Raw genomic sequence first — 26206 nt, forward strand, 5'->3', positions numbered from 1 at the left:
AATCCATTTCTTACAGTTTTAGGAACTGCCTATTCTTGAATCGCCATATTGTCGCTTCTTGAAGTACTCAATGGTAAGAATAGATACCACTGTTGCTGCTGCAACAGCCGCAAACAAAGGAAGAAACCTGCTCAATGCCCTAAGCAAGATGAGATCCAACGGCGTATCTTCAGGATATTTGACGATGACACAAACAGTATCCTTGACAGTATTTCCTTCCGAATCATACAGAATCAATGTGTATCTATAGCTACCGACTTCTAATCCATCAATATTAAAAGTAATGGCAGATCCATACCAAGAACCAGCCTTGATCAGTGTACGCATACCGAAGACTTTGAATGAATGGGCGTCCCAGTCCCACGCATTCCAGATGATTGAATTCCCCGTAGTATTCCAGAAATACGAGATATTATACAGATGCTCAACAACCGGTTCTTCCCGATTAAAGGCAAAGGGATGGTCATCAGTCCTTGAAGTAGATAGGGATTTTTCGGGGTTCCATTTCCTTCAAAACCTTGTTTTTCAAAATCACAATCATTTTCTACGACGATAGATGCATGTTCAACGTAAGATGAGACAGAATGGGATTTGCGTTCTGCTTTGCTCAGAGCTGCAGACCTAGATACAGGATTATCACTATCATTTAGAAATAGCAGTCCTAAGATGAGAAGAACAAGTGCCACTTTATTTACTGAAACTCCATCCATCATACACTATGCATTGTGTTTGTAACCAAAAAAACTTTCAGCGCCAAGCAAACAGGCAGATATTGTTATCTTTGTTGATTTCTTCCATAGTATGATTCTACCATTTGATATGAAATGGCAGGCTTGTACTGGAAATCTAATCTTCTACGGGATATTTTTCTTCAAAATAATCAATGGCGAGTATGGATATCACTGTCACTGCTGCCAAAACAGTCATGATTTGGAATAACCACCGCAAAGTTCCCATAGGAAGGATGCCTGGTGTCATATCGGGTGGATACTTTACAACCACCTCAACAGTGTCTGTCGCGAAGTTGTTTTCTTGATCACATACAATTAGCGTATATCTGTGAATCCCTACATCAAGTCCGTTAATATCAAGAATAATGGATGAACCATTCCATGAACCGGACAGAATAGGTGTATACCCGTAGAAGATTCTGTATGATTTGCAGTCCCAGTCCCAAGCAATCCAATTCAGATAATGTCCAGTTGTATTGTAGTAATACTCTACATCGTTTTGGGGAGATAGGACTGGCTTTGCCCGGTGAAAGTCGAATGGATGTTCATCTATACTCCCTGCCGTTCCCTCTATGGAATAGATACCCCCAGAATAACCAGCCCAATAGTTGCCAAGTTTGTCCTTTTCCCAGATGTTCGAGTCACCATCATCGAATCCGTCAGAGTGTGTGTTGAACCCAAGGCGATTCAAGTAGATCTGATTGTTTGAACTACCTTCTTCTAGATTCATCCCATATCTCTGGTTATAGGCAGCTACGTTCTTTGATAGTACACCTTCTCTAAGATGCAGCAGGAATCCGTCTTTCGAGTTATTGCGAGCAAAATTCTGAATTACATCACACGAATACGAGTATTGAATACTGAATCCAGCATTGGAGTTGCTAGAAGCATTGTTGAGGCTTATGATGCACCCCGTACCCTCATAGATTGTAAAACCATCATATCCGTTTTCAAACGCGAAGTTTCCATTCAGGATACAGTTACGAGACAGAATAAGAAAGAATCCTCCTGATTCTCCTGAGATAGCATGGTTTTCTGTCAATGTACTGTCCGGAGAATGCGTAACGAAGAAACCCACATATGTGCAGTTCAACGCCCTATTGCCCTTGAGGGTTGAATTTGGTGACTTTTCAATTCTGAATCCATAATATGAGCTTCCCGCAACTGTGCTATTAGTTACGGTGCAATCTGTACAGTACGCAAGCTGAACATTACCGGAATCATTGAAGACTGCATCACTCACTGTTGTATTATGGCAGTTTAGAAGAAGTATTTGACCGAAATCGGTGCCATCAATTTTTGCATTTCGTAACTCTCTGAAATAACCCAACGGCTTTCCATTGACAGTGTTGTCAGCTACATCTTGCTCCCATTCTCTCAAACTACCAACTATAGAAAGAGAGTTTCCGAAGAGGCTATTATTTTTGACAGTACCATTGGCACAATATGCTAGATGGATTCCCTGCTTCGAATTAGCGGTGATTCGGTTATCAATCAGCTCAAATCCATCAACCATATCCACAAATATGCCATGCCCACCATTGTTCTCGATAGTGCAATCATCTAAGCAAGGATAATCAGAATCGTCCAAGTAGAAACCGTGATCAGTATTGCCATTTGCGGTATTGTTAATGTAGGTACAAAAATGGGAACCCCGCGAATAGAATCCATATCCTGAAGTATAAGTCGCGTAATTGTGCTTCAATATGCAATTCTCAGAGTAGAATAGATGATAGGCAGCATACGTGGAGCGAGTTACATTGTTATTGGTTAGATTACACCCGGGAGAGTATGCGAGTTGAATTCCTATTGAAACATTAACAAACATCGCATCCATCACAACGACATTTCTACAATTGACAAGGACAATCTGTCCGTAGAACCTGCCATTCAACACAAAATCTTCCAAATCCACGAAATAGCCAAGGCTTCTCCCATTTACGGTGTTTCCTCTGATTTCGTGTATCCATTCGTTCATGTTAGATGCGGCTAGTAATAGCCCGTTTTCTATGAAGATATTGTCTTCCAGAACGCAAGTAAAAGATTGTGCTAGAATGAACCCATTCTCATTCTCGGCAATGGTGTTTGCAGTAAACGTAATATCTCGACACACACGTACATGAAACCCGATTTCATTCTTGCTTGCCACATTGTTTTCCGTTACAGTATCATCGGTGTATCTCAAATCAAATCCGTATTTACTATGTGACACGGAATTATCAGTCAATGTGCATTGTTCACAATCACTTAGGAATACTCCCCTGTTTGAGCTATTCGTAATCATGTTGTCGCTTATTACGCAAGAAGTGCAACCCTGTAGTTTGAAAGCTAGATTCGAATTGGACATTGTATTACCCGTCAAGTCGCAGGTAGAGCAATGTCCAAGCTGAATTCCCCCACCTTGAGAGAAGTTTCCGTCGGCAACACTGATATCGGTACAATCTGCTAGAATGACCTCACCATAGGAGCTCGCATCTATATCCTCACTGTTTATGCTTCTGTAGTATTTCACAGGTTTTCCGTTGAGTATGTTTCCTGATATATCATGCAGCCAATATGAAACACGAGAGCCATCCAATCTAATATCATTGTCAACAAGTGTGTTGTTAATAACTTCACAATTCTCTGATTTTAAGTAGATACCGCATTCAAGGTTGCGGCTTACAGTATTATCGGTGAAAGAACAGTACTGACAGTACAGCGCATCGAAACCTGCAAACAAGTTCCTTTTCGCGGTACTATGCATAACCTGGCAGTTCTCACAGAATGATAGTAGAAATCCTGCCTCTGAGTTCCCTATCGCTGTATTGTTGATTAGAATGCAATCGCGTGAAGAGCTTATGAAAACACCCCGAGCGTGGTCCCTAATCAGGCAATCTTGGATGATGCCATTCTCCACCTTGTAGAAGTAGATTCCGTTGGAGAGGGATTCAGTATCTGCTGATATAGTGCAGTTCCTTATTTCGAAGTAAGCTGTAGTGTTCCGGATTTCGATGCAGGTGTAGTCGCTACTAATGACCAAGTCCTGAATGATATATGGATCTTCCAGAGTGCCACTTCCGGGCCAACCTTGTTCTGAGAAATCCGAGTTGTCGTTTATCAGAATCCGTTCATTATCATTCTCGGATATAGCCAAAATTCGCTGATTTCTAGGAGTTTTCCCGCTTTTCACTATGAAAATATGAGCAGTTAGAGTCGATATAACTAGAAGTAATCCCAAAACAAATGATAATCCGGTCAATCGTTTCATGGAAACTCCAACCTTTACGCATTACATTAGGAGATTGAAATAAGAAAAATCTTTCAGGACGCTGTCTTGTAGTTTTGAATCAGTATCCATTATTTACGATTTCTCTTTTCCAAGTACTCCATACCAACCACCGCTGCCACTATTACGGCAGAAACAGCTCCAACAACAATCAACACGAGCTCCATATCTATCAAGTTTGCAGCACCAGGCGTATATCCTGAGGGCCATTCCACTGTTACAAACACTGTATCTGTAGTTGTATGATTCTCCCCATCGCGAACAAGCACAGTAAAATTATACGTGCTAGGTGATAAATCATGGTCAATGTTATGGGTTATGCGTCCAGAGGTGGATATCCCTGCAAGAACAATCTCAGGACCCCTGAAGATACTGAAATGCATAGGTTCCCAGTCCCATGCTTGCCAAATAATAGAGTGACCAGTAGTATTCGAGGGATATGACATATCCGGTGGATGGTTTATCACAGGATAGTCATGGTAGTACTCGTAAGGATGTCGATCGATACTGTAATCGGTACCAGGTATCGAATATGATCCGCCACCATCATAATTGCTGTAGTAGTTACCAAAAACGCCATTATCCCAAGAGTTTGCATTCCCATCATTCATAGCGTCAGCTTCAGTGTTGAAGCCAATACGATTCAAGAAGAGAACGTTATGATAACTGTGCTCATCCAGAAATATGCCATATTTCCCATTGTGGTTCGCTGTATTTTTTGTTATGTTGCTCTCAGAAATGCGTAGATGAAACCCATCTTTGAGATTCTCTGAGGCTGTATTCCTTGTCACCAAGAGGTTTTCCGAATATGCTATACCGAACCCGTCGTGGGAATTATGGGTAGCTTCATTATCGTTCAACGTGCTATCATTGATGATTTCAGCTCTGAAGCCGTCAAGAGTGTTGTTACTAGCCGTATTGCCAGCAATGGTACAACTAGTCAAACTCCTTACATAGAAGCCATTTCCCGGATTTGAATCTGCGAGATTATTTTGCAGTCCGATGCCAGTTGCACCTCGAAGCGAGAATCCGCCAGCCAAACAGTCGCGAGCAATATTGTCGGATAATGTAGAGCTGATACATTCTTGCAGATAGAAACCATAGTAGGAACTGCCTATTACAGTAATCTGCCTGAGGGTACATTGTCCACAGAAGGCGAGCAGAATGCCTCCAGATGTCCTATCCAGAGTTCCATCTTCTATCGTTACATCATTGCAGTCGACGGCAATTATCTGACCAAATTGATCCGCATGGAGTACCATGTTTTGTACTTCTTTGAAGTAACCCAACCGCGCACCGTTGATGGTGTTCCCCGACATCGTATGAATCCAGTTGACGCGGTCTCCACTAATGTGAAGTGCATTATTTAGAAATGTGTTGTCACGCAGGGTACAGTTGTCAGAATAGATAAGAGAGACGCCTTGTTCCAAGCTGTTGGATATTGTGTTGTTTATGAGGGCGCAATCTTCAGCCAGAAACACAGCAAAACCTTGGTCCGTATTATTGTTCGCAGTATTATTCTGGAGTACACAGGAGCTAGATAGTAGTAACCCGAAACCAACGCCCTTGCCACTAATTGCGACGCTTTCTGCAATTGTACAATTGTGAGAAGAGAACACGAAGTAACTATATTGCGATGCATTATAGACCGAGATATTGGATAGTGTACAGTTCACTGAATAGGCAATTTGCAGGCCTGCTGCAACGTTTTCGTAAACTCCTCCCTCGACAGTAGAACCGCTGCAATTAGCGAGAATGAGTTGTCCATATGCTGCACCATCAATATTGCTGTGGTTTGTGTTCCAGAAGTAGCCAAGATCCTTCTCATTAATGGTATTCCCTCCCGCGTCGTGCCGCCAATGTCTCTTCTCATATCCAGAAACGAGAAGACTATCATCCTCGAATGTGTTGTTTACAAGGGTACAGTCAGCAGATTGGAGAAGCTGGAAACCACGTGTATTTCTTTCAATATTGTTCTGTGTGAAGACATTATTGTCTGAAGAATAGACATGGAACCCAGCATAATTCTCTGAAGCTGTATTGTTTGCAAATGTTGTATTGTCACTATCTGCAATGTCGAAACCCCATGAATTAGCCGCCGCGATGTTATTCATAAGTGTACAATTGTCACAAGAATCCAATTCAAATCCATGGTATGTGTTTGAAGCGCTGCTTCCATTCAATACACAGCCCTCCGATTCTAAGAGTGTGAAACCCGTGTAGCTGCTGCTTGCTGTGATGTTTGTAATTGTACAGTTCGAGCAGTATGCCGCTGTTAACCCTCCTGATCCGCTGACAAACACACCATTTGAGACAGTTACGTTGGAACAGTTCGCAAGAATGACTTGCCCATAGGAACTGGCATCTACGAATAGGTCTCGTGTATTCTTGCAATACTTGAGTGATTTTCCATTTATCATATTCCCTGAGAGGAAATGCATCATGTACGATAGCTGCCACCCTTCAAGTTGAAATCCGCAACCAATAAGCGAGTTATTGAAGAAATTGCAGCTCCTCTTTGAGAGTACAAAGAAGCCGTAGCGGGAATTATTCACAGCTGTGTTGTTAGAAAATGTAGATCCTTTGGAATCTTCAATAAAGAAGCCATAAGAAGTTGTGCCGGAAACAATGTTGTTTTCGATTGTGCAATTCTCCGCGCTCCGAAACTCAAATCCGATGAATGAATTTTGCACAGCTGTGGTATTGGTTATGCTGCAGTCTTCACAACCTACAATAGAGGCAGCAGATGAGTGATTTTCAATCATGCAATCATGTAGATTGCCATGTTCGACTCGGTAGAAAGTGACACCAGGTCCAGATTGCCCGTCCATACCAGAAATGAGACAGTTTCTTATTTCGAAATGGACTGACGTGTGAGAAATCTGAATGCTAGGAGAATCAGCCGTGATATTCAACCCCTCAATGAGATATGGATCTTCCAGAGTGCCACTCCCGGGCCAACCTTGTTCAGTAAAATCTTGATTACTAGAGATAACAATCGGACCATGTTTATCATAGGACGAAGGTTGCACAATATTGCGTTCATATGTTCCAGAAGACATCTCTTTGGTTCCCGTATTTGGGATTGACAGAAAAAGCATCAGTGCAAATACAAATCCAAACAGCATCCTCTTCTTCATGAAACTCCAACCTATATGCAGTTCAAGATATCAAAGAATAGAGAAAAGCTTTGCCTAGGTTTCAAAGTGGATTCTTAGCGCTCAGCAGATTCTTTGTTGAATAAAGGCCAAGAGAATTGAAATACACAAGAGTTTCTTATTTTCGTCTATCCATGTACTCTGCAAAGAGAACTGCAACCACTGTTGTTCCAGCGACAAGAATGATCGTCCCTTGTAAACCGAAGCGCAATACTCGAATCCTCGCAAGATCAGAAGCTAGGAATTCTTCAACTTCAACTGTGACAGTATCGACCGCTGCCTTACCATCTCCATCGAACAGAATGACAGTGTATTGGTAAGTGCCCAAATCCAGCCCGTCTATATCAATTGAGATTCGGCTTTCCTTCAATCTGGAAGATTCCACAAGTTTGTTATTCCTGTACACTCTATAGTATTCCAAAACAATTTTCTGCACCCTCCACGTGATTGAATGCCCTGTTGTTCCATGCCTGTAAACCACATCGCTTGGATGATTTAGAATCGACGACGTCTCATTCAAAAGAGAATATCGATTATCGAGCTCCTCCACTTTCTGAACTGGGGATGTTGTTTGGGAATGCCTGCCACTCATCAGAGCAACGAAGACTATAACGAGAATGGCGATTTGGAAAACATTCCTTCTCATCGAAAGCCCAACCAAAATTCACATGTAAGATTTCCCATTTCCAAATAAGAATAGTCTTGTAGCAGTTCTGCTCTCAACCAAGATTCATACAATTCTATGGAAAAAAGGACTCATTTGCCAAACTTGAAAAGGATTAGAATACAAACAATTGTTAAGAAGGAGAAGGAAGTTATGGCTGAGAATGATTGTGAAGATTATGAAGAATTAGGAGCGCCTGACGCAAAGATTGTGCAGATGAAAGATATTGAGATGGATGATCCCTTACTGATTTGTGGTTTTCCCTCAGCTGGTCTAGTTGGTTCAATCGCCGCTAACACTATTATTGATCAATTCGAAATGGAACAGATTGCGTTTCTTCGTTCTAAGCATATCCCATCAGCTGCAGTATTCTTTGAAGGCAGACTGCGGCACCCATTTCGCATCTACGCAAGCAAGGACAAGAACTTGCTCGTCGCAACTACCGAGCTTCCAGTTAACAAATCCGGCCTCTATGAAGTAACATCATGCTTGCTTGATTGGGCAAGAAGCCTCGGATCTACAGAAACAGTAGTCCTCGATGGTATTCCGGTTCGAGGAATTCCCTCGGATAGGAAAGTCCTATATGCAACTGAAGAGGAAAAAATGGCTGAATTCGAGAATGTCGAAGAGCTAGAGATTCTTCAGAAAGGAGTTATCACAGGGATTGCTGGCTCGATACTCAAAGAGACACTTACCCGGAAAATGATTGGCTTCACTTTCTTGACTCCTGCAGTTAGCGTGGTTCCCGATCCAAAGGGTGCCATCAAGCTGCTACACGTTGTTGACAAGCTATATGATATTGACATCGATACAAGCGAACTCGAAGAGAGTGCTGAGCAGATCAAGCAGAAAATGCGTGAGATGGCTGAGCAGGTCGAAGGCATGCGGCAACAGCAAGATGAAGCCGGAAAAACTGGCTTCCAGCGTCTCTACGCTTAATTGACGTCAGAATACAGATTCCAAAGAATCCACAATGGTTCGGCTGGTGATTCGTTCACCAGCTGGCTCCGATATTTTTTCTGTAAATAACTTACATGATGAGATGCAAAAATCATATTTGAACAAGTGAATAGGCTTCCTTGATGATTTCCCATGCCGATACACCTTCCATATCTCCGACAAGTGTTCTAACATCATCGCGTACATCTCCCATCCACTGGAATGAATCGCTCATTACCCAATCATATCCCATTTCCTGCATGACTTGTTCGTTAAGAGACCAAGAAACCAGTTCATTGGCCCGAAGATATCGTTCAAGATTCTTCTCAATCAGGGGACCCACTTCACGATGATTGATTGCAGTAGTGTTGTAGAGCAGATGGGTACAAATTTCATGAGACACCATTGTAACAACCATGAGCGGCTCTACATGCGCGTAGAACCCATCCCTATCAGCAAGTAATGACGTTCCTTGAGTGGTAGTTGGATTGATCAGTTCCACTATGAACCATGGATATGGAAACTCGATGGATGTCTTTTCTTCCCACGCAGCTATCCAGTCATGACTTCTGAACATCGGCGTCAGGCGAGCACCTGCTTTCTCTAATAGCTCAGAAGCTTCGTTCCAATCTTCTTTGAACCAACCGTGGTAGAACTCGACTGCTATGTCTCGATACTCGGCCAAAATCTCCGGCCATGGATCAGGAACAGGACCTTCGAAACCACAATACCGCTTGAATTCGTCATTGGGCATATACCTAGAAACCATTTCTTCTTTTTCGGGAAATTCATGGATTATCTTCAATGGATGAGTATGTCGCAAATCATTTAGTATAGATTGTAGCGAATCGATATCTTCAGCCAAATATGCAGGTATCTGATACAAGAGAGCAAACCAAGTTGAAGAACTGATACCTTCTAGGGCATCAAAATGCGATTGAAAAGCCTGTATCGAGTTATCTTGAAGATGTTCTTGTATCTGTGCTTTTCTGTCATCTCTTGCAATCTCATCAAATCCTCCAATTCGCAGGCCCACAAGCAACGATTGTAACAGATTCGGAATCTCACTTACTGCAGCTTTCACAGGTTTCTCAATAGAGATGTCGTTCAATGTCATCATCCTTCAGATGTATGGAACGTCGAGTCCGTAACAGCTTCTTAGAGCTTTCTAATGAAGCCCTATTGATGCTGATTAGAAGCATGGAAGTAGTAGTGAAAATGGTAGTCACGGTAGCTTTATGCTACTTCGATGATGCATAAGCTGGAGGACGTTCAATTGACTCGCACAAGAATTAGACCTGATGAGCATCGAAACCGGATAGATTCGCTTAAGAGCAAGCTAGATGAAAAGGATATCCGAACCTTCGTTGTTCTGAGTTCCAAGAACATATTCTATCTTAGTGGTTTTTCGTTTATTCCTACTGAGCGTCCTATCGCGCTCATTATCCACAATGGAGAAGCGCATGCGTTTGTTCCATCACTTGAGATTGATCATATAGAACAGCAGGTACCATTTCTCGCGCAGGTGTTTTCTTACTATGAGTATCCCGACCACACGCATCCAATGGAAGTCTTCTCAGAAGTCCTTACCTCCGAGCTGCACGTGCAGCCCAAGACTATTGCATCTGAAGCGCCCGGTTTCTCTGGCTATTGGGGATATCAGGGGCCCAGTTTCGAAAAGGCAACAGGTCTCAAATTCAAGATTCCGTCCGACATAGTAATGGATATGCGTGTTGTGAAGGAACCAGCAGAAATTGAGCTCATGAGCAAATCAGCCAAATGGGCCAGTAAAGCACATTATTACCTTCAGGAGTACACAGAAATAGGAAAGAATGAGATAGAGGTAACAATCCGAGCTAGTTCAGATGCTTCAGATGACATGGTCAATGCCCTCGGAGATGACTATCATCCAACAGGCTTCAGCATGTTTCCCGCTACCGCTCTTTACCGTGGACAAATCGGTCCGAACTCTTATTATCCACACGCTCTTTCTCGCGGTTTGATCTTCTCTGAGGGTGATACACTCGTAACAGGTGCCACTTCTGATCTGTACGGAATCCAGTCGGAATTGGAACGTACTATGTTTATGGGGGAACCAAGCTCGAAACAAAGGAAATTGTTTGAAGCGGCAACCGCTGCTCAGTCTGCAGCCCTTTCCGCAGCTGGTCCTGGCGTGAAGTGTGCGGACGTGGATAAGGCAGCTCGAAGAACTCTGAAAGAACATGGCGTATTCGAATTAGCACGACATCACACTGGTCACGGACTTGGGCTGGAAGGTCATGAACGGCCATTTCTTGATATCGGATCGGAGGAGGAAATGAAACCCGGCATGATATTCTCATGTGAGCCAGGTGTTTATGCAGAGGGTATTGGAGGCTTTCGTCACAGTGATACATTTGTTGTAACAGACCAGGGAATAGACGTACTAACTGAATACCCGCTTGACATGGAAGAGCTCATCATTGGGTAAGAATGGGAATGCCGAGATTGATTTTTCGTGAGTATAACCAATCTAAAATCGACTCATGCTCGATATCGGAAGACCATGTGCGATAGACCCGATTTGGGTCGAGTTGGCCAGCTGAACAAGCAAACTATTGGTAGTCTGAACTAGCGTCTGTTTCGCCTGTTTCATCATAGAGACCAAGCGATGTCAGATCAGGCAAACCCTTCTGGATCCTGTGTACTATTCTTTCACCATATTCAATAATTGCTTTTGCAACTAAATCGCGGCCCTTTTCTTCTCCGAATTCCTCCACTAGAACCTTCGAAAAAGCGATATGTAACAGGGCGACTCTAGAGAGGGCGCCTCGCGTGGCCTCTATTGCTTCCTCAATTGGGATATTCCTTTCTTCTTCGCTCACAGAAAAAACCTAAACCGGAATATATATTATACAATTATATTTTTTGAGGAATCGTTCTATGAAACTTGGGACATGACTTGCTTGTAATGTTAATTCCATAACATAGTTCCTCCAATTTTGATTTGGTGGAGAATGTGTCTAAGGTCTAATTTTGTTCAAACATTCATACAATATCCAAGAACCGATGTGTTTTTTAGTTCATATGAAAGTGGTTTTCGGAGGATAAATACATGCTCAAAAGAAAGCACGTCATATTCTTATCTCTCATCATGTTGATGAGTTTAAGTTATATTCCATCGGAAGTATTTTCCGTTGATAATTCAACGGTAGATAGTTTGATTGGAACAGCAACCCCGGCTGAAATCATGCCGCGTAATATACGAGTAGGAGTCTATGATGAACCAAACAAGACCGCCCCAGATTGGGCATATGGTGGAGATGTGAATAACGACTCTAGTGACATCGGGCAAATATTGGAGGATGCAGGGTATGAGGTACATCTCCTAACATTCCAGAATTTGCTTGACCACGAACTGGTTCTTTCGGAGTTCGACGTTTTCGTAATCCCTGATAATCTTCTGCGGGAAAATGTAACCATGCTTGCAAAATCATTCTGGTTATCTGGCGGAGGGATTCTTAGCATCGACAGCGCTGCCAATTTCCTAGGCTACGCTGGGATTATTCCCTATGAATCCGAGGGAGACCACGGATATGGCACGTACTGGTCGCATCAATCATCAGATATTCAAGCGGTAGCGAATCTTCATCCTGCTACGAAGAGCTTTTCGGTCGGAGATGAAATCAACATTACTTCGCTTTTGTGGTCAACCTTTGATTGGTCTGCAATCTCAAGCACAACTGAAGCATCCGAGTATGTCAAGCTTCTCTACGCTGAAGGAGATTCCAATAAAGCAACAGGAATAGCATACGAGCCCGAGCTCAGAGGTGGTAGAGTCGTGCATCTCCCAGGCTATGCCCAGAACTTGGATGAAGATGTATTCATTGTTGAGGAAATGGAGTCTATGTGGATAGATGCTATCGAGTGGTTATGCCCGATTCCAAAATCTAGGATTGCATTCGATATCTCCCATCAGCCAAGGCTAGGCTTTGACCCTTGGGATGAGGGGATGTCATATCCGGACTATCTTGTGGACTTCAGAGATCATCTCGTAACTCATTCGTTTACAGTGGAGAAAATCTACCCCTCCTCCGAAGGCAATCTTACGGAAGACAATCTTGCGCCTTATGACATCCTAATTCTCACATCCCCAGATTACAACTACACCAATTCGGAGAGAAGTGCTGTTGAGGCTTGGATTGACTCTGGTGGGTCTCTACTGGTTCTTGGAGAAGCCTTGGACCAAATTACCTTTGGAAAAGCAAGCGAACAGGTAAATTCCATGATCGCTCCCTTTGACATCGAAATCACACAAGGTTACTCGTCAGTAGTAGGTGATATCCTTTACCACCCCATAAAAGATAGCGCAGAGACCGTCCAATTTGCTTCTGGTGGATACATAAACATTACAGGCGATGCGTTCCCATTAGTTAAGAAGAATGGGAATATCCATATTGCTGCGACTGAGTATGGTAATGGTCGAGTAATAGTTTCAGGAGATATGAACTGGGCTGACAAGAACAATTTAGCAAGCGAAGACAATGAAGTTTGGGCACTCAATATTGTAAATTGGTTGGGTTCAGTTGGAGCAGACACATTGCTATATTGTGACGATGTGATGGCAGATGATTTCTACGAAACACCTGCCGCCAAAGCATTGAATGAACTCAGAATAAACTACTTCTTGGTAACCTATGACTTAGGTCTCAATATTACTCTGGATGAGTATGAGTGGGAACATGTGATAGTTGATGCTCCCAACCGTTTTATCGACGAATCTATTCCCTATTTGATAGAACACGTTGAAAACGATGGCTATCTAGCAATGCACAACTTCGATTTCGACAATCCAGATTACGAACCTTTGTTGAATTTGATGGGTGTCTCTTACGCTGATGATTACCCACTTGATGATGATTTCTATGTGTGGGACCAAGAGCATCCTGTCTACGTCAATCCAATCGATTTGGGTGAGACTTCATTTTCAATTAGCGGGCCATATGGTGATGACGGCGACCTGTTCCATGTCTTCGATAATGCTACTGCTCTAGGAGGTTCTAGTTCCCTTCCGCAGAATAACAAATGTGCACTTGCAGTTCGTAAGGATAGGAAGACCATCGCTATGGGTTACATATTCGATCAGATTGTTGGAGACAGTGACGACTCAGCTTACCTTGATAGCTTCGAGCTATGGTTGAATGTCGTAGCCCATCTCTTTGCCCCAACGATTGATTCACCGGCGGATGTATCGTTTACTGAAGGAGAAACAGGAAACAGTATTACCTGGAACCCTGTGAGCTATCATCCGGCTGAGTATGTTGTCAAAAGGAACGGAACAATTGTAGATTCAGGTAGTTGGGACGGCGGGCCCATCGAGGTCAATCTCGATACTCTGGAAGCGGCCAACTACACGTATGTTATCACCGCGATAGACTGGACAGGAAACAAAGCTAGTGATGTTGTCTTTGTTGAAGTAGAACCAGGTGCCGGCGGAGGAATACCTGGACTACCCGATAAGATATTCGGTATTGATACCTGGATAGTGCTTGCAGCGGTAGGTGCGGTAGTTCTGATTCTGATAATCGTACTTGCTCGAAGGAAGTAGTTCAATGAATTGAGAGTCATTCCATGATGGGTGACTCTCACCCTTATTTTTTGGCAGTTGTCTCTATCATCATTTACGTGCCAAGTAATTCTGACATTTTGAAGTCCACATACACAATGTATTGGTTACACATTATTGAAGCTAGCACGGTTTTACAAAAGTCTTCTCTCGTCTGACTAGCCCACTTGCTGACTCTGTTTTCACTTCTTGCATTCAAGGAGTATGGGATCTACAGTCTGCCACGACCCATCTTTGCTAGCGAATGTTTTCCGATCATCCTCTGTCGTAGGAACTACATCGAAGATACAAACTTCGTCGCCGCACGCCTCACAGGATATGTGAATCATTTTCTCCTCGGGATTAAGTGCCATGCTCTTGGCTGCATCAACATAGCAATACATATGCCCTACATCTAGAGCATCTTGTTGTTTGAACACCTTGCAAAGTGTACACCCCCGAACGAATGTTTTGCCGTTTTTCGTCTTACCTTTTTCCTCGAATAGACCCAGCTCAGTTAAATCTGGTAATCCTTTCTCTACTCTTTCGGCTATTCTATGTCCATAATCTATGATTGCTTTGGTTATCAATTCCTTTCCCCGATCTTCACCAAATTCATCAATCAGGACTTTTGAGAATGCAATATGCAAAAGTGCTAGACGGGCACGAGCTCCAACAGCGGCTTCCAATGCTTCAGCAATTGGTATCATCTTTCGATGTTCGTTCATCTTCTTATCGTCTCAGTCGTGTAGTTGAGATATATAGTACTTCTGCACCTTCCAAAATCTTCCTTTGAAGACTGTTCCTTGCATTTATACTGCTAACCAGAAAATACCGAATAGCGATTCTGTAAATTCATTGATAGAGGGTAGAGAATTTGTTTTCAAGGTAGCTGATGAAGGGTTCGCATGACATACTATCACCTGTGACCTCTTCGACCAGTTGCGGTGTATCATACAAATTGCCCTTCTTGTGAATATTCCTATCCATCCAATTAAGGACATTAGAAACGTTGCCGAGCCTGATTTCTTGCTTCCAATTGGGGATATCCTCGGTCATTGCTGCCACAAGTTGAGCAGAGACAATATTCCCTAGGGCGTATGTTGGGAAGTAACCAAACATCCCTAGGCTCCAGTGAATGTCTTGTAGTGGCCCAACAGAAACGTCTTCAACTTCAATTCCAAGATATTTCTCACACAGCTCTCTCCACACAGCTGGAATCTCAGAAACCTTGATTTCATCTTGGAACAGACGAGATTCGATTTCAAAGCGGATTATGATATGAAGATTGTATGATATCTCATCACTCACTACTCTAATCGGCACGGGTCTAACCTGGTTTACAGCTCTCGCGAATTCCAAGGGGGCCACATCATCAAATTGACCATAAGTGATTTCATTTACTAATGGCAGATAATACTCCATGAATTCAGGGGAGCGTCCTATAATATTCTCAGTAAATCTTGCTTGCGATTCACTAATGACAACTTGTTTTGTATTGCCCACGGGTAAGAATCTCCATTCTTCTTTGATATTTCGAGAATGGAGCGAATGACCCGCTTCATGTAAAAAGCTGATGCAAGAACGAAAAAGATTGCTCTTTTCGTAGTTTAGTAGGATTCGTACGTCATCATAGTCGCCAATGGTTGACGGATGAGGACCTTCGCCGATTCTTCCGAATGCCTCCTCCGAAGTCAAATCATAACCGATAAACTCTGCTAGGCGTTCTACAATTTTGATTTGGGTCGCTTTCTCAACCGGCCTACTCAGAAAATCTGCCCTACTCTGTTGGCTTATATACGCATATTCCTCAATCAATTCTGGAAGGCGAGACTTCATCTCATCAAAAATAGATGCTATATGAGTGGTTCTTAGTCCATGATCGAATGCATCGATGCTCACGTCATACAAATTCTCTGAATCTATGATATCACGTAGGTATTGTAGCAACTCACAATGCACAGAAAATAGCTTGGCCAATTCGGTTTCGAAAATAGCCCAGTCTTTCTTCTTCAAAGCTCTATCTCGGGCTCGACTAGCCATGGCTCTTTGTTTGACTACCCGGCCCACTACTTCGTTAGGGACTCTTGTTTTCTTTTCATAATCAAGTCGTACAAGTGTAACATTGCGTTTCTGAACCTGACTGAGGTTATCATAGGTTGTGCCTTTCTCAAGATCATCAAGAAGCTTTCCTATTTCATCCCTGCTAAGAGCTCGATGGACCAGCTGGGCAAGAAGCGCTTGTTGTTCGCTTCTTTGAGATTCTCCTTTAGGCGGTAGGGCTGTCCTCCTATCCCAAGCCAGAACTTTTCGAATCGATCTGAGTATAGCAGTTTCACGGTATACCCCCATAAGGCGATTATACGTGTCCATTGTCTTGCCCTCTTTTGCTTATCCAACCGAATTCTATTACCATTCGGCAACTTAAAACCTTGTTGTTGACTTGCACGAACGGCTTTCAGTGCCTAACAGTATTTCTCTTTCAGTTCATCCAAGATTTCAACTGTGTTATTCGAGAGAGGTTCCTCACCAAGAAGCTTCCTTGATTTGTTGTATAGTACAAAGAATCGGAACGGATTGCCTACCGATTCAATCATATCTTCACCAAGCTGTGCATCAGCGATTTTCTTAACCATGAAGTATCCAATCGGATGCCCGCTAAGAGGCAATGATTGTCTTACCTTTCTGCCCACCTCCTCACGAGATTCACCGTTTCGATGCATAGTCTGTAGTATTCTATCAATCTTGGCTAGTGTTTCTTCTGCCCTTCTTAGCTCGGTCCGGTATTGTTCTACAAAGCCTGAATATGCATCAACAGGATTATGGCCGAAGAACCAGTCAGGCTTGTCGATTTGATCTGCAATACCTTCCGCCTGTATTTGATTTATCGACCACATCAAATCATCATCCTCTTTCTGAACATTCTCCTTGTCATAACAAAGAAGGGCATCTCTGCACTGGTGATGATACTCATGAGCAATGAGACGATGGAGCAAATCACCTAATTGCATAGCCAAAAGGGCATCAAGAACAATCCATTCGTATCCTCTTGCGTCCATCTGGAAAAGCACAAATGCCACCTTCACCTCGCCGAGTAGAGAACTTTCGGGAAGGTAATCCTCAACCAAATCAGCAATTATCGGACCAAGCCGGGAAGCTTTCTCCCCAAAACCCTTGAGAAATGAGGTTATCTCGCTGCGTTTCTCTAAACCTTTTCTGAAATGTTCAATAAAGGTGCTTCGTGAAGAATCAATTTTGCTGTGGCCTTTGTCAACTTCAGGTCGGTTAAATGCTTCACGTAACACTTCTTGAAAGAATTCCTCAGTGAACTCACTCTTGGTTAAAGCGGCATACCCGGGGCTCTCAAAGAGATCCTCCCAAAGCGCTTCTTCTGGCTTTCTGGCAGACCTGAATTGATCAATTATTTGCCAAAGCGTACGTACACCCCGGATGTCTACGATGACTTCCAAATTAAGCCGCTCTTTCCTTCAGTCGTCATCTTGCATGAAATATTCATTGGTTTACTCATGGAACCAAATCGCGAGTTCTTCATTATTTGATGATTCCGTTCAAGGTTACAATGTCATGTCTTCGAGATGATTACATCTCAAGAGGATCTTCACTCATCTTCAGTAGAAGACATTATTACCGTCTCAACAGGATTTGGTCCTAGGACGGTGCAGTTTTGACCACGGAATCCGATGAATCAGAGAAGAATGCAAAGAACTCTGGGATTCGAACAGGTTACAATTTTGACGATGCAAAATGGTTCGCAACAACATCCCTAGGAATTATGTTGATCAGCTACATCGGCATGGTGAATTCAGGAATCAGCTATTTTGGATTATCTTTTGACATAGGAAGTTTCCTCGGATTAGGTCCATTACTACTCTCAGAATCAATGATGATGATACCCGCGCATTTTGTCATCTCCATGCTATTCTTCGCGGGAGGTATTGAGTGGTACTTTTTGTGTCGCCATTGCCCCTGTTACGAACATTCTGGTGCAGAGCATGACGATGAGGGGAAATTCTATTGTCTAGCTAATTGGGGGAGCCCTAAAATCTTCGAGTACGATCCTTCGCCCATAAGTGCTAGGGGCAAAGTGGTTTTTCTTGTCTGGGGTATCGGTTTTGCCTTTCTATTCCAAGTTCTTTATCTCTGGGACCGCCTTGACTGGTTGATGGCGTATCTTGTATTGACTGCTGTGTTCTTGGTAACGCTTCGTCATTGGGCTTGTTCAAGCTGTCCAAATATTACCTGTGTACTGAACTGTGTACCGGAGAAGAATAAGGTAGCATTCATTGAGAAACGTTAAGCAAGAGCGATTTGCTGAGGAGCATCGGATATTCACTTTTTTCGGTCTTTTACTGAATCCATCCGTTGTACAATTACTAAAACCGAAAATGAGATACAATTTAAGTGGAAACTGTATAGGTACTACTGCGAGCCGGTGAAAATGAAACTACGCAAAGACGATCCAATTGAAGGTAGTTGGAAAGGAGAGAATCCATCTCTGACTGTTCAAGCTGGGTCTACATTCTTTTTCAATTTTCATCGGCATGGTTCAGTTGGTGAAGACGCGCGATTTGAAATCGTGGACAGAGATATCATCAAGCACCTGGAAACAGAGACTCATTACAAACATCCTGAGAAAATGAAGCCAGGATGGACTGGTGGAGATGCAGAAGCCGGGAAATGGTTCTTCAAGGCGCTGAAACCCGGAGAATCGAAAATTATAGTGCAGGAGCTATTTCGCTTCGAGGTTGAAGAAACCCATGTTGTAGATATTACAGTCACGTAATGTAAAAAAAAAATGAAACACCTGTGCTCGTGATTATCTCGACGTAACGAAACCTTAACCCAAAGCTCAGGCGTTAGAGAGAGAAATTATCCTCTTCTTACTTTCAGGACAATTCCAAGAACTATTGCCACTCCAAGTATAGCAATGATTGGCAAATATGCGCCTAGGTCAGCCATGGCGCTTGGACTCTCAATGATATTAGCTACTCCAATCTTAGGATCATGAACTATTCTCTCCCCACGAGGATAGTTAAGGAGTAACTCCTCCTCATTTTCTGAAGCTTCGGTCAAGCTTGACTTGACTGCCACATCAACTCCGTCTACCGTAGCTGTTTCTTTCCAAGTGAAGAAACCACTGTAATCATTGTTTGTAAAATCAACTCCTTCTTCCTCGGTGGCTCTTCCCTCTTCCTCATCTTCGGTTTCATCATCATATTCTTTTTCCGCTGAAGCTTCGAGTTCAACTTTCATTGCAAGCTGAGATGTGTCATTATGGTAGTCGAAGCCGTCAATAATCACGTCAATCTTGATCTCATTGGGAGCCACTGTTGTTCCGTTGATATCTGCAAATTCCCCGGTTGCATAAACCCTCGCGGCAAAGATGCCGTCTGAAGTAGTAACTTCTAGAGTATGAACCATGCCATTCGTGGTATTCTGAGTTGTGTATACAATTGGATTGAAGGTCTCAATAGCGTACGTTTGAACAAGAGTGTCCGTAGATTCATTGTAAAGACCATTATCATTGTCGTCAATATATTCAATGATTTCGTAGAAAGTCACTTCGAATTCCAGTTCCTTCTCTGAAGTCTCATTCTCAGTTTCATATTCGAGACTAAATTGGATGCCGTCCGATTCAGCATGAACACCAATCTCGATGGATTCCTCCACGCCGTTCGATTCTTTGGAGGATTTAATGGTGGCTTCGTAGTCCTGGACTTCGACTTCCACTTCTCTTTCATTTTCCTCTTCAGTTTCGTCATCTACTCCGTCATCATCTTCATCTTCAAAGTCATCTGCTTCTTCAGTCTCCGTGTCATCATCATCTTGTGCATTCACACCGACCATAGATGTAGTTAGGAGAAACAGAACTCCAAAAAGAAGAATCATGCGTAAAATCGCTTTTCTTTCCATGTCTTTTCACTACATTCATCTCATATTGTGAATTATTAACTATATTTATCTATTATATTGAACTGTGTGAAAAATGAACATTAAGAACGCCTCATTAAAGACAATACACTTCAATACACTTCAAAATGCTTCAAATAAGCAGGAAATGGCTGTAAGACAAGAGATGTCAACTATTCATAGATTCTCTCCACACGAGAATTGTAGTGGCATAATAAAGTAGAAATCAGTCGAACAGATAAAATTCGAAATCCATAGAAAATCGTGTGAAAGTTACCATTTAGAATGAAATATTGTCGTTGATTTCCTTAAGCAGAGAACAGGAATCGGTATCCAGAATTTCTTCAACTATCTGGATCAGTTCATCACCAATTGCCAATTCATCTTTCAACTTACGATTCTTTCTCAGTTTGGACAGATCAGGCAGGCCTGTATCAATCCTACGAGCTAAATCATGATATGATGCACTTCTGCTTTTTGGCAATCCCAAATACCAACGCTGACGCATTATGATTTCAAGAAGGGTGCTCAGTACTCTATGATTGGCATCGGGTTCAGATGGTAGCTGATGCCTAATCGAGATGTCTCTAATACCGATTTCTTTGCAGATTCTATGGCCTCTCATCATTACATTGATTGGAAATTCATCTCGAATCGGATGCCCATATCTATTATCGTCAGCATAGACTCTCTTAATTAGCTCCACATCGTCCGGATAATGATTCCTTAGCACCCTCATGAAATGTTGCTTTTGACGGCCCGGCTTTAGTGTCATACCAGCAAACTGTATGTATTGGGCATCGACTTCCTTTGCTATCTTAGCTAGGTTAATCATATTCTCCTCGTCATCGCCGATTCCAGGGATTATTGGACTCGCCATCACTCCACCGTACAATCCGGCTTTTCTCACCTGACATAAGGCATCAAAGCGCTCCTCTGTGGTTGATGCCTTTGGTTCGAAAATTTGTTGTTTCTCTTTGTCTGTCAACGTTATTGTGAAGGAAACATTAGCAAATGCCTTCTCATGGATTTGTTCCAAGAGATCAAGATCTCTCAACACAAGGTCTGATTTTGTTAAGATGAAGACGGGCATTTCAAAATCGAGAAGAACCTCAAGTATCCTCTTGGTTACTTCGTGTTTCTCTTCTGCTGGTTGATACGCATCAGATACCCCTCCCGATACGCCAATGACTATCTTCCTTTTCCTCTTTTCAAGTGCTTCAGATGCGCTTTGAGAATCCATGAAAGGGATGAGTGTTTCTGAATCGATGCTCGATTGAGAAAGATAACCAAGGTTTTGTAATTCACGACGAAGAATATCAGGCGCGTTCTCCTTTATTCTGATATGTGAGGCGAAATTGTCAACGTGATAGTATTCTGACATGCCATCGCAGTAGGCGCAAGCGTGCTCGCAACCGCGATACGGATTCAGAGAGCGATGTATGTGAAACCATGGATCAGCTTCCATATGCTTTGAAAACAGTGATTTGCTCTGAATGGTTTCATACTTCACTTACTGAGCCTCGTGTGATATCGTGTGAGTAGTACTCTAGATTGCATTGTAAGATGTTTTGCACAGTGGTTTCGCCAGCACCTCATTTAGAAATGCGAGTTAAAATACAAATGTTTCTAGTCACTAGAAGAAAACCAGATTCCAAAAAAAAAATGTAAAGGGCACAAAGGCCCTTTACTTGACATAGAATGGAGCGCCAAGGTTGTCCAACATTGTCGGACAGCTATCGGGCTGTTCTGCAATGACAAGTGGACGTGCATACCAAAAGGCGTCTTGCACGTTGTCATAGGGCCCGTTCAGAATGCCTTGGTCACCGAAATAGTAGAAGAACAGGGTGTTCTGGAGCTCACCGTAGTCCCAACCATACTGATCAGCTTCTGCCGCTGCAATATAGACACCGCCAGATCGAACTTCATACGTCTGATCGAACATTCCACCACTGTGGCAACTGCAATAGATTGCAGAGAATTTGCTGGATTCAAGCTCCGCAAATTTGCTCGACATATATGCGTCCGTAATAGCATAGAGGTCCCACGAAACCAAGCACTCATCGTAGCCATCTGTCTCGGTATCAGAGTCCCAGCTACCGTCTTGAGTTCGCGAACCGTGTCCCGAATAGAAGAAGACCACTTCTGAATTGGGGCCTTCATTAGCTATGAGCCAGTCCATCAGTACACCGAAATTATCGCTGGTTGCTGCTCCATCAAGAGCAAGAGCGTAGTTATATCCGTACGCCTCTAGAATCTGCTTCATCTCTAGCGCATCATTATGGGGGTTCATGAGGTCCGAAGACCTTCCGTCATAGTCCGTGATGCCAATAATGACCGCCCATTTGTCCTCCGGAGAATCGGTATAATACACGATTTCAGCCGGGGGAGGTTCAGGCTTGCCGCCACCGCCACCGCCGCCAGGTCCGTTTCCCATCACCATTCTCTGGTCCACTTGAATGGAAAGAGAAGGTAGGAGAAGGCCCATGGTTAGGCCAAGAAGCAGGATGACACCCACTGCTCTCTTCATCTCAGATTTGTTCATCCATCTCACCTAATCACCCGAATAACTCAATCGGGATGATGTAGAAAATTATCCATGATATATAAGTGTACTTTATTTTCTCCAATAATGTAGACTTATAAGATGGAATTCGTTTCTACCTAGTTATTGCAGGTGTGAGAGATGGGAAAAAGGATAAGGCTGGCTCTTATTGCCATGATTTTCGTTGTGACTGGACTGCTACCTTTTGCTGCAGCTCAACCTAGGATTGCGACAGGATATGGTTTAGAAATAGTGGACGCCTATTATGCGGATTTGGACGGCGACGGGGTTGAAGATGATATCAAGATTCTAGTAGAGTTTTCATTTGGAAATACCAACCCATCAAGAGTTGACTTGAGACTCACGGTTGAATTACCCTCAGGCACTGTCTACAGCTTCAGAGTTTCGGTATACAGACCACCCACTAAATCTATTCTGAACATCGATTGTTTCGATATGGCCACCGAGAGCGGATGGTACATAGTTAGCATGGTTGCGTCTGTCATGGGTTCAGGAAACGGTAAGGTCTACATTACTGACCAGATGGCATTTGATCCACCCACCAAAACCGGTCCTGGATTGCCGGGTGTCGACGCCTACTTCTAGATACACAGAAGGTCGCATAGGAGTGAATCGCAACCAGCTCAAATTGCTCTTCAAGCTCCAAGAAAGCCCTGTAGCTCCAGTAGCGCAGCTTGCTAGAGAAATCGGAGTTTCCGCCCCAACAGTCCGCTCATGGCTCGATGAACTGAGAGAAAACCAAGTTTTCGTTTCGGTACCTGCTGATTTACACGAGGAGAAGATAGGTCTCGAGATTCACTCATTCCTGGTTAGTGTACGATCTTATGATGCTGTAACTAAACTCGAGGCATTCTGCGACGCCCATCCCTATACATCGTATAGAGGACGCATATTCGGCGGCAGGCACCAGGGTTTGTTCCTACAATTCAGAGAACCATCCGATGCGAAGGAGTATGTTCTGGACGCATTATTGACTATGAAGGAGAAAGGCATTGTATCCAAAATCAGAGAATTTCCAAATCTTAGTAGTTGGAAATCAATCAACACGCGTCCGAAGCTGCATGCTTGGAATCCCTCACAAATGGTGTGGGAATTTGATTGGGAACAATGGTGGAACAATATCCGAAAAGAACCGGACCATCATGATTATGAATCACGAGGGGCGGTTCAAGCCATCCCAATAGATGGTTTTGATGTACAATTACTCCAAGAAATCACAAAAGATGCAAGAAGAAAAAATACAGATATAATTCGGGCACTGGGAAGGGATCCATATGAGAAAGGGTTGCAGCAGGATGTCTCCAGAAGGATTAGACGTCTTGAGAAAGAAGTTGTCAAGTCATATAGGCTGTTCATCAACTGGACATATTTCGATGTCTACAACACACCTATGGTTATCGCAAAAGCAGATAAAGACCAAGTAGAAATACTGATGTACCACCTGGAGAACAGCGTTTTTCCGTTCGGATCTAACATACGAAGAATTGAGGGGGGTTTTATCTGGTCTGCTAGATTACCCAGCGCTCATCTGTCAGAAATGGTCAAGCTAGTATGGGAAATAGCAGATAGTTTTGAACTTCTGATGATTGACTACAAGCAATCACAAATGTACGCTCTCTGGGCTGAAGCGTGGAATGAGACTTCGCAATCTTGGAGAATTGGAAAGGACTTCTGCTTGAACAGCCCACTGGAATCTGTAATCTCATGAATCACATACAATCACTTTGACTTCTCGGGAGGTAACGAATTAATAAACCTTTGAGCAGAGATAGCATAGAAGTTGATTATCGATGCCTGAAAAATCAACAAAAGGATATCTGATTCGTTTCAACGCCGACAAAACCAGATTTCCAGATTTTTGCCCGGTCTGTAATGAACCTGCAGAAGATGTTGGAACGATAATCGCATCGAAATCCAAAACGGGTGAATCACTGGACCGAGAGTGGTCATTGCCGAGCAGCTTCGGCAAAGCTATACCTCAAAGAACCTCCAGAATGAGCTCAGGTCCTGCCTCTGTTAGGATGCTCCAAATCAATACCTGTGAAGATCATGCCTATTCGGAGGAGGAAATAGGAAGAGCAAAAGGACTGTGCGCTGTAGTAAATGGCCTTTCCATTCTGATTCTTGTGTTTGCTGGATTCCAATTGGCAGTTCATCTCATCGAGGGAATTGCTGCTCCGCTCTGGTTGTATATGCTTGTGGTCGGTGTTGCTCTGTTACTCATAATCTCCTACACAGGACTCGGATCAAGCGAACTAGAGAAAGCAATCAGAGTGGTTGATTATAGTGAGCAGGGGGCAACAATAACCGTCAAGCTGCGGAATGAAGCATATGCAGAAGAGTTTATTCGGATGAATCCACATGTAACGGTTGTTGAATCCCCTCAAGGGCTATGAATGTCACCTATCATTCTACTCGGTTTAGTATCTGAATATATGGCATTAACAAGGTAAACAAGGTTAACTACACTCAATTATCATTTCCTTGGGGTTGCCAACCTATTTATGAAGCGAATCCATTTTCTAAGCGAGGAGAGATTCTAGCCATGGGTCAGGATAGAGCCTATGTTGTCAGATTCAACCCGGACAGGGTTACATTTCCAGACACATGTCCGGTCTGCAACAAACCCGCTGCAGCAGAGGGTATTGTAGTAGCATCGCAAGGAAAAGAGGAAGAAGGCTTCGGAAGCATTAGACCAAGTTCAATTACAGCTCCTCAGCACAGAGCTTCTTTAATACAATCTGTTTCAACACGGAAGCTACGAATTCCTACAAGCTTTGAGCATGCTACCTCCGAAGGAGATAACAGCACAATGAGAAGCGTCGCGGCTATTATCAATGGACTATCAATAATCACCTTTCTTATCGTATCATTCAATTTGGGATTAACCATTATGCAGGGTATGCCAGTTGCCCCCTGGATGGCAATACTCTGGATATCTCTTCTGATCACAGTGCTTGCTTCGTACAAAGCGCTCGGGCCGAATGGTCTACAGAAAGCAATAGACGTGGTGGAGTATGGTGGGAGAGGTTCAAGACTAACAGTGAAGATATTCAGCGTAAGTTATGCTAGGCAATTTTTGCATTCTAATGCCGATTCTGTTGAAATCATAGAAGGGGGAAACAGGCTGTGAACCTCGGTAGAAACAAGGATTACGTGATTCGCTTCGATATTGAAACGACTCGATTGCCGGAGATTTGCCCGATTTGTGGTCGGCCAGCAGATACCAAAAGCACGCTCATATCATCCAAATCTGATCTTCCCCAGGGGATGCAACGAATCTGGCCTGGTGCGAGTGACTACTACGGACGAAAACGAATCTCATCAGACCCGGGCTCATATATGGCCAAATCTCCTACTAGTAC

Annotated in this window: 23 protein-coding genes and 1 pseudogene; 12 read left to right on the forward strand and 12 right to left on the reverse strand. The window is 43.2% G+C overall.

Going from position 1 to position 26206, the window contains the following annotated elements; genetic code table 11:
- Window positions 1-18: 18 nt before the first annotated feature.
- The 5 genes from GF309_00250 to GF309_00270 all read right to left on the reverse strand — a co-directional run bounded on the left by GF309_00250 (window position 19) and on the right by GF309_00270 (window position 7803).
- On the reverse strand, window positions 19-327 hold the full coding sequence (locus GF309_00250; GenBank protein MBD3157191.1) for a hypothetical protein: 309 nt from the start codon (window positions 325-327) through the stop codon (window positions 19-21).
- Window positions 315-713: a hypothetical protein gene (locus tag GF309_00255; protein ID MBD3157192.1), complete on the reverse strand. Its 399-nt coding sequence runs from the start codon at window positions 711-713 to the stop codon at window positions 315-317. Before GF309_00255 ends, GF309_00250 begins: the two co-directional genes overlap by 13 nt.
- 133 nt (window positions 714-846) lie before the next feature.
- Window positions 847-3981 (reverse strand): hypothetical protein, encoded by a 3135-nt coding sequence (locus GF309_00260; GenBank protein MBD3157193.1) that lies wholly within the window; start codon window positions 3979-3981, stop codon window positions 847-849.
- A gap of 89 nt (window positions 3982-4070) precedes the next feature.
- Window positions 4071-7139 carry a hypothetical protein gene (locus GF309_00265; protein ID MBD3157194.1) on the reverse strand — a complete coding sequence of 1023 codons (3069 nt, stop codon included), beginning with the start codon at window positions 7137-7139 and terminating at the stop codon, window positions 4071-4073.
- A gap of 136 nt (window positions 7140-7275) precedes the next feature.
- A complete protein-coding gene (locus GF309_00270; protein MBD3157195.1) occupies window positions 7276-7803 on the reverse strand; it encodes a hypothetical protein in 528 nt (175 codons plus the stop codon).
- 96 nt (window positions 7804-7899) lie between these two features.
- Here GF309_00270 and GF309_00275 point away from each other — a divergent pair, with 96 nt between their 5' ends.
- The 4 genes and pseudogenes from GF309_00275 to GF309_00290 all read left to right on the forward strand — a co-directional run bounded on the left by GF309_00275 (window position 7900) and on the right by GF309_00290 (window position 11230).
- The gene (locus GF309_00275; protein ID MBD3157196.1) at window positions 7900-8760 is read left to right on the forward strand and encodes a hypothetical protein; all 861 of its coding nucleotides are present in this window, start codon (window positions 7900-7902) and stop codon (window positions 8758-8760) included.
- Window positions 8761-9189: 429 nt separating this feature from the next.
- Window positions 9190-9243 (forward strand): annotated as a pseudogene (locus tag GF309_00280) (hypothetical protein).
- Window positions 9244-9870: 627 nt separating this feature from the next.
- Window positions 9871-10020 (forward strand): hypothetical protein, encoded by a 150-nt coding sequence (locus GF309_00285; GenBank protein ID MBD3157197.1) that lies wholly within the window; start codon window positions 9871-9873, stop codon window positions 10018-10020.
- Complete coding sequence (locus GF309_00290; protein ID MBD3157198.1) at window positions 10010-11230, forward strand: M24 family metallopeptidase; 1221 nt, start codon at window positions 10010-10012, stop codon at window positions 11228-11230. The genes GF309_00285 and GF309_00290 overlap by 11 nt, the downstream gene beginning before the upstream one ends.
- Before the next feature lie 124 nt (window positions 11231-11354).
- Here the strand turns inward: GF309_00290 and GF309_00295 are convergent, their stop codons facing one another.
- Entirely contained in the window at window positions 11355-11624 is a 270-nt protein-coding gene (locus GF309_00295; protein MBD3157199.1) for a hypothetical protein, read from the reverse strand.
- A 230-nt stretch (window positions 11625-11854) separates the two neighbouring features.
- On the opposite strand from GF309_00295, the gene GF309_00300 reads away from it, so the two are divergent.
- Complete coding sequence (locus tag GF309_00300; GenBank protein MBD3157200.1) at window positions 11855-14347, forward strand: hypothetical protein; 2493 nt, start codon at window positions 11855-11857, stop codon at window positions 14345-14347.
- Between the two features lie 200 nt (window positions 14348-14547).
- On the opposite strand, the gene GF309_00305 is transcribed toward GF309_00300, so the two are convergent.
- The 3 genes from GF309_00305 to GF309_00315 form a co-directional block, all read right to left on the reverse strand.
- Complete coding sequence (locus tag GF309_00305) at window positions 14548-15072, reverse strand: hypothetical protein (protein ID MBD3157201.1); 525 nt, start codon at window positions 15070-15072, stop codon at window positions 14548-14550.
- 127 nt (window positions 15073-15199) lie between these two features.
- Complete coding sequence (locus tag GF309_00310; GenBank protein ID MBD3157202.1) at window positions 15200-16717, reverse strand: hypothetical protein; 1518 nt, start codon at window positions 16715-16717, stop codon at window positions 15200-15202.
- A 92-nt stretch (window positions 16718-16809) separates the two neighbouring features.
- Window positions 16810-17814, reverse strand: a complete 1005-nt coding sequence (locus GF309_00315) for a hypothetical protein (protein ID MBD3157203.1) — start codon at window positions 17812-17814, stop codon at window positions 16810-16812.
- Window positions 17815-18029: 215 nt separating this feature from the next.
- Here GF309_00315 and GF309_00320 point away from each other — a divergent pair, with 215 nt between their 5' ends.
- Window positions 18030-18662 carry a hypothetical protein gene (locus tag GF309_00320; protein MBD3157204.1) on the forward strand — a complete coding sequence of 211 codons (633 nt, stop codon included), beginning with the start codon at window positions 18030-18032 and terminating at the stop codon, window positions 18660-18662.
- A gap of 141 nt (window positions 18663-18803) precedes the next feature.
- Window positions 18804-19148 carry a hypothetical protein gene (locus GF309_00325; GenBank protein MBD3157205.1) on the forward strand — a complete coding sequence of 115 codons (345 nt, stop codon included), beginning with the start codon at window positions 18804-18806 and terminating at the stop codon, window positions 19146-19148.
- Window positions 19149-19234: 86 nt separating this feature from the next.
- Here the strand turns inward: GF309_00325 and GF309_00330 are convergent, their stop codons facing one another.
- The 3 genes from GF309_00330 to GF309_00340 all read right to left on the reverse strand — a co-directional run bounded on the left by GF309_00330 (window position 19235) and on the right by GF309_00340 (window position 22820).
- Complete coding sequence (locus GF309_00330; GenBank protein ID MBD3157206.1) at window positions 19235-20278, reverse strand: hypothetical protein; 1044 nt, start codon at window positions 20276-20278, stop codon at window positions 19235-19237.
- A 277-nt stretch (window positions 20279-20555) separates the two neighbouring features.
- Window positions 20556-21788 (reverse strand): radical SAM protein, encoded by a 1233-nt coding sequence (locus tag GF309_00335; GenBank protein MBD3157207.1) that lies wholly within the window; start codon window positions 21786-21788, stop codon window positions 20556-20558.
- Window positions 21789-21962: 174 nt separating this feature from the next.
- On the reverse strand, window positions 21963-22820 hold the full coding sequence (locus tag GF309_00340; GenBank protein MBD3157208.1) for a hypothetical protein: 858 nt from the start codon (window positions 22818-22820) through the stop codon (window positions 21963-21965).
- A gap of 141 nt (window positions 22821-22961) precedes the next feature.
- Between GF309_00340 and GF309_00345 the strand changes: the two genes are divergently transcribed.
- The 5 genes from GF309_00345 to GF309_00365 all read left to right on the forward strand — a co-directional run.
- Window positions 22962-23426 carry a hypothetical protein gene (locus tag GF309_00345; GenBank protein ID MBD3157209.1) on the forward strand — a complete coding sequence of 155 codons (465 nt, stop codon included), beginning with the start codon at window positions 22962-22964 and terminating at the stop codon, window positions 23424-23426.
- 22 nt (window positions 23427-23448) lie between these two features.
- On the forward strand, window positions 23449-24549 hold the full coding sequence (locus GF309_00350; GenBank protein ID MBD3157210.1) for a hypothetical protein: 1101 nt from the start codon (window positions 23449-23451) through the stop codon (window positions 24547-24549).
- Between the two features lie 82 nt (window positions 24550-24631).
- Entirely contained in the window at window positions 24632-25237 is a 606-nt protein-coding gene (locus tag GF309_00355; protein ID MBD3157211.1) for a hypothetical protein, read from the forward strand.
- Window positions 25238-25386: 149 nt separating this feature from the next.
- Window positions 25387-25974, forward strand: a complete 588-nt coding sequence (locus GF309_00360) for a hypothetical protein (GenBank protein MBD3157212.1) — start codon at window positions 25387-25389, stop codon at window positions 25972-25974.
- Window positions 25971-26206: hypothetical protein (locus tag GF309_00365; GenBank protein ID MBD3157213.1), on the forward strand; the 236-nt coding region annotated here is incomplete at its 3' end. The genes GF309_00360 and GF309_00365, both read left to right, overlap by 4 nt.

The organism is Candidatus Lokiarchaeota archaeon, assembly GCA_014730275.1.
GTDB lineage: Archaea > Asgardarchaeota > Thorarchaeia > Thorarchaeales > Thorarchaeaceae > WJIL01.

What these genes read in the sequence shown, in the direction of transcription:
- GF309_00255 (MBD3157192.1), bottom strand. Translation starts at nt 713, where the DNA reads ATGATGGATGGAGTTTCAGTAAATAAAGTGGCACTTGTTCTTCTCATC.
- GF309_00330 (MBD3157206.1), bottom strand. Translation starts at nt 20,278, where the DNA reads ATGGAAAGAAAAGCGATTTTACGCATGATTCTTCTTTTTGGAGTTCTG.
- GF309_00290 (MBD3157198.1), top strand. Translation starts at nt 10,010, where the DNA reads ATGATGCATAAGCTGGAGGACGTTCAATTGACTCGCACAAGAATTAGA.
- GF309_00275 (MBD3157196.1), top strand. Translation starts at nt 7,900, where the DNA reads ATGGAAAAAAGGACTCATTTGCCAAACTTGAAAAGGATTAGAATACAA.
- GF309_00305 (MBD3157201.1), bottom strand. Translation starts at nt 15,072, where the DNA reads ATGAACGAACATCGAAAGATGATACCAATTGCTGAAGCATTGGAAGCC.
- GF309_00300 (MBD3157200.1), top strand. Translation starts at nt 11,855, where the DNA reads ATGCTCAAAAGAAAGCACGTCATATTCTTATCTCTCATCATGTTGATG.
- GF309_00260 (MBD3157193.1), bottom strand. Translation starts at nt 3,981, where the DNA reads ATGAAACGATTGACCGGATTATCATTTGTTTTGGGATTACTTCTAGTT.
- GF309_00355 (MBD3157211.1), top strand. Translation starts at nt 24,632, where the DNA reads ATGCCTGAAAAATCAACAAAAGGATATCTGATTCGTTTCAACGCCGAC.
- GF309_00360 (MBD3157212.1), top strand. Translation starts at nt 25,387, where the DNA reads ATGGGTCAGGATAGAGCCTATGTTGTCAGATTCAACCCGGACAGGGTT.
- GF309_00250 (MBD3157191.1), bottom strand. Translation starts at nt 327, where the DNA reads ATGCGTACACTGATCAAGGCTGGTTCTTGGTATGGATCTGCCATTACT.
- GF309_00285 (MBD3157197.1), top strand. Translation starts at nt 9,871, where the DNA reads ATGTCATCATCCTTCAGATGTATGGAACGTCGAGTCCGTAACAGCTTC.
- GF309_00340 (MBD3157208.1), bottom strand. Translation starts at nt 22,820, where the DNA reads ATGAACAAATCTGAGATGAAGAGAGCAGTGGGTGTCATCCTGCTTCTT.
- GF309_00265 (MBD3157194.1), bottom strand. Translation starts at nt 7,139, where the DNA reads ATGAAGAAGAGGATGCTGTTTGGATTTGTATTTGCACTGATGCTTTTT.
- GF309_00270 (MBD3157195.1), bottom strand. Translation starts at nt 7,803, where the DNA reads ATGAGAAGGAATGTTTTCCAAATCGCCATTCTCGTTATAGTCTTCGTT.
- GF309_00325 (MBD3157205.1), top strand. Translation starts at nt 18,804, where the DNA reads ATGAAACTACGCAAAGACGATCCAATTGAAGGTAGTTGGAAAGGAGAG.
- GF309_00310 (MBD3157202.1), bottom strand. Translation starts at nt 16,717, where the DNA reads ATGGACACGTATAATCGCCTTATGGGGGTATACCGTGAAACTGCTATA.
- GF309_00345 (MBD3157209.1), top strand. Translation starts at nt 22,962, where the DNA reads ATGGGAAAAAGGATAAGGCTGGCTCTTATTGCCATGATTTTCGTTGTG.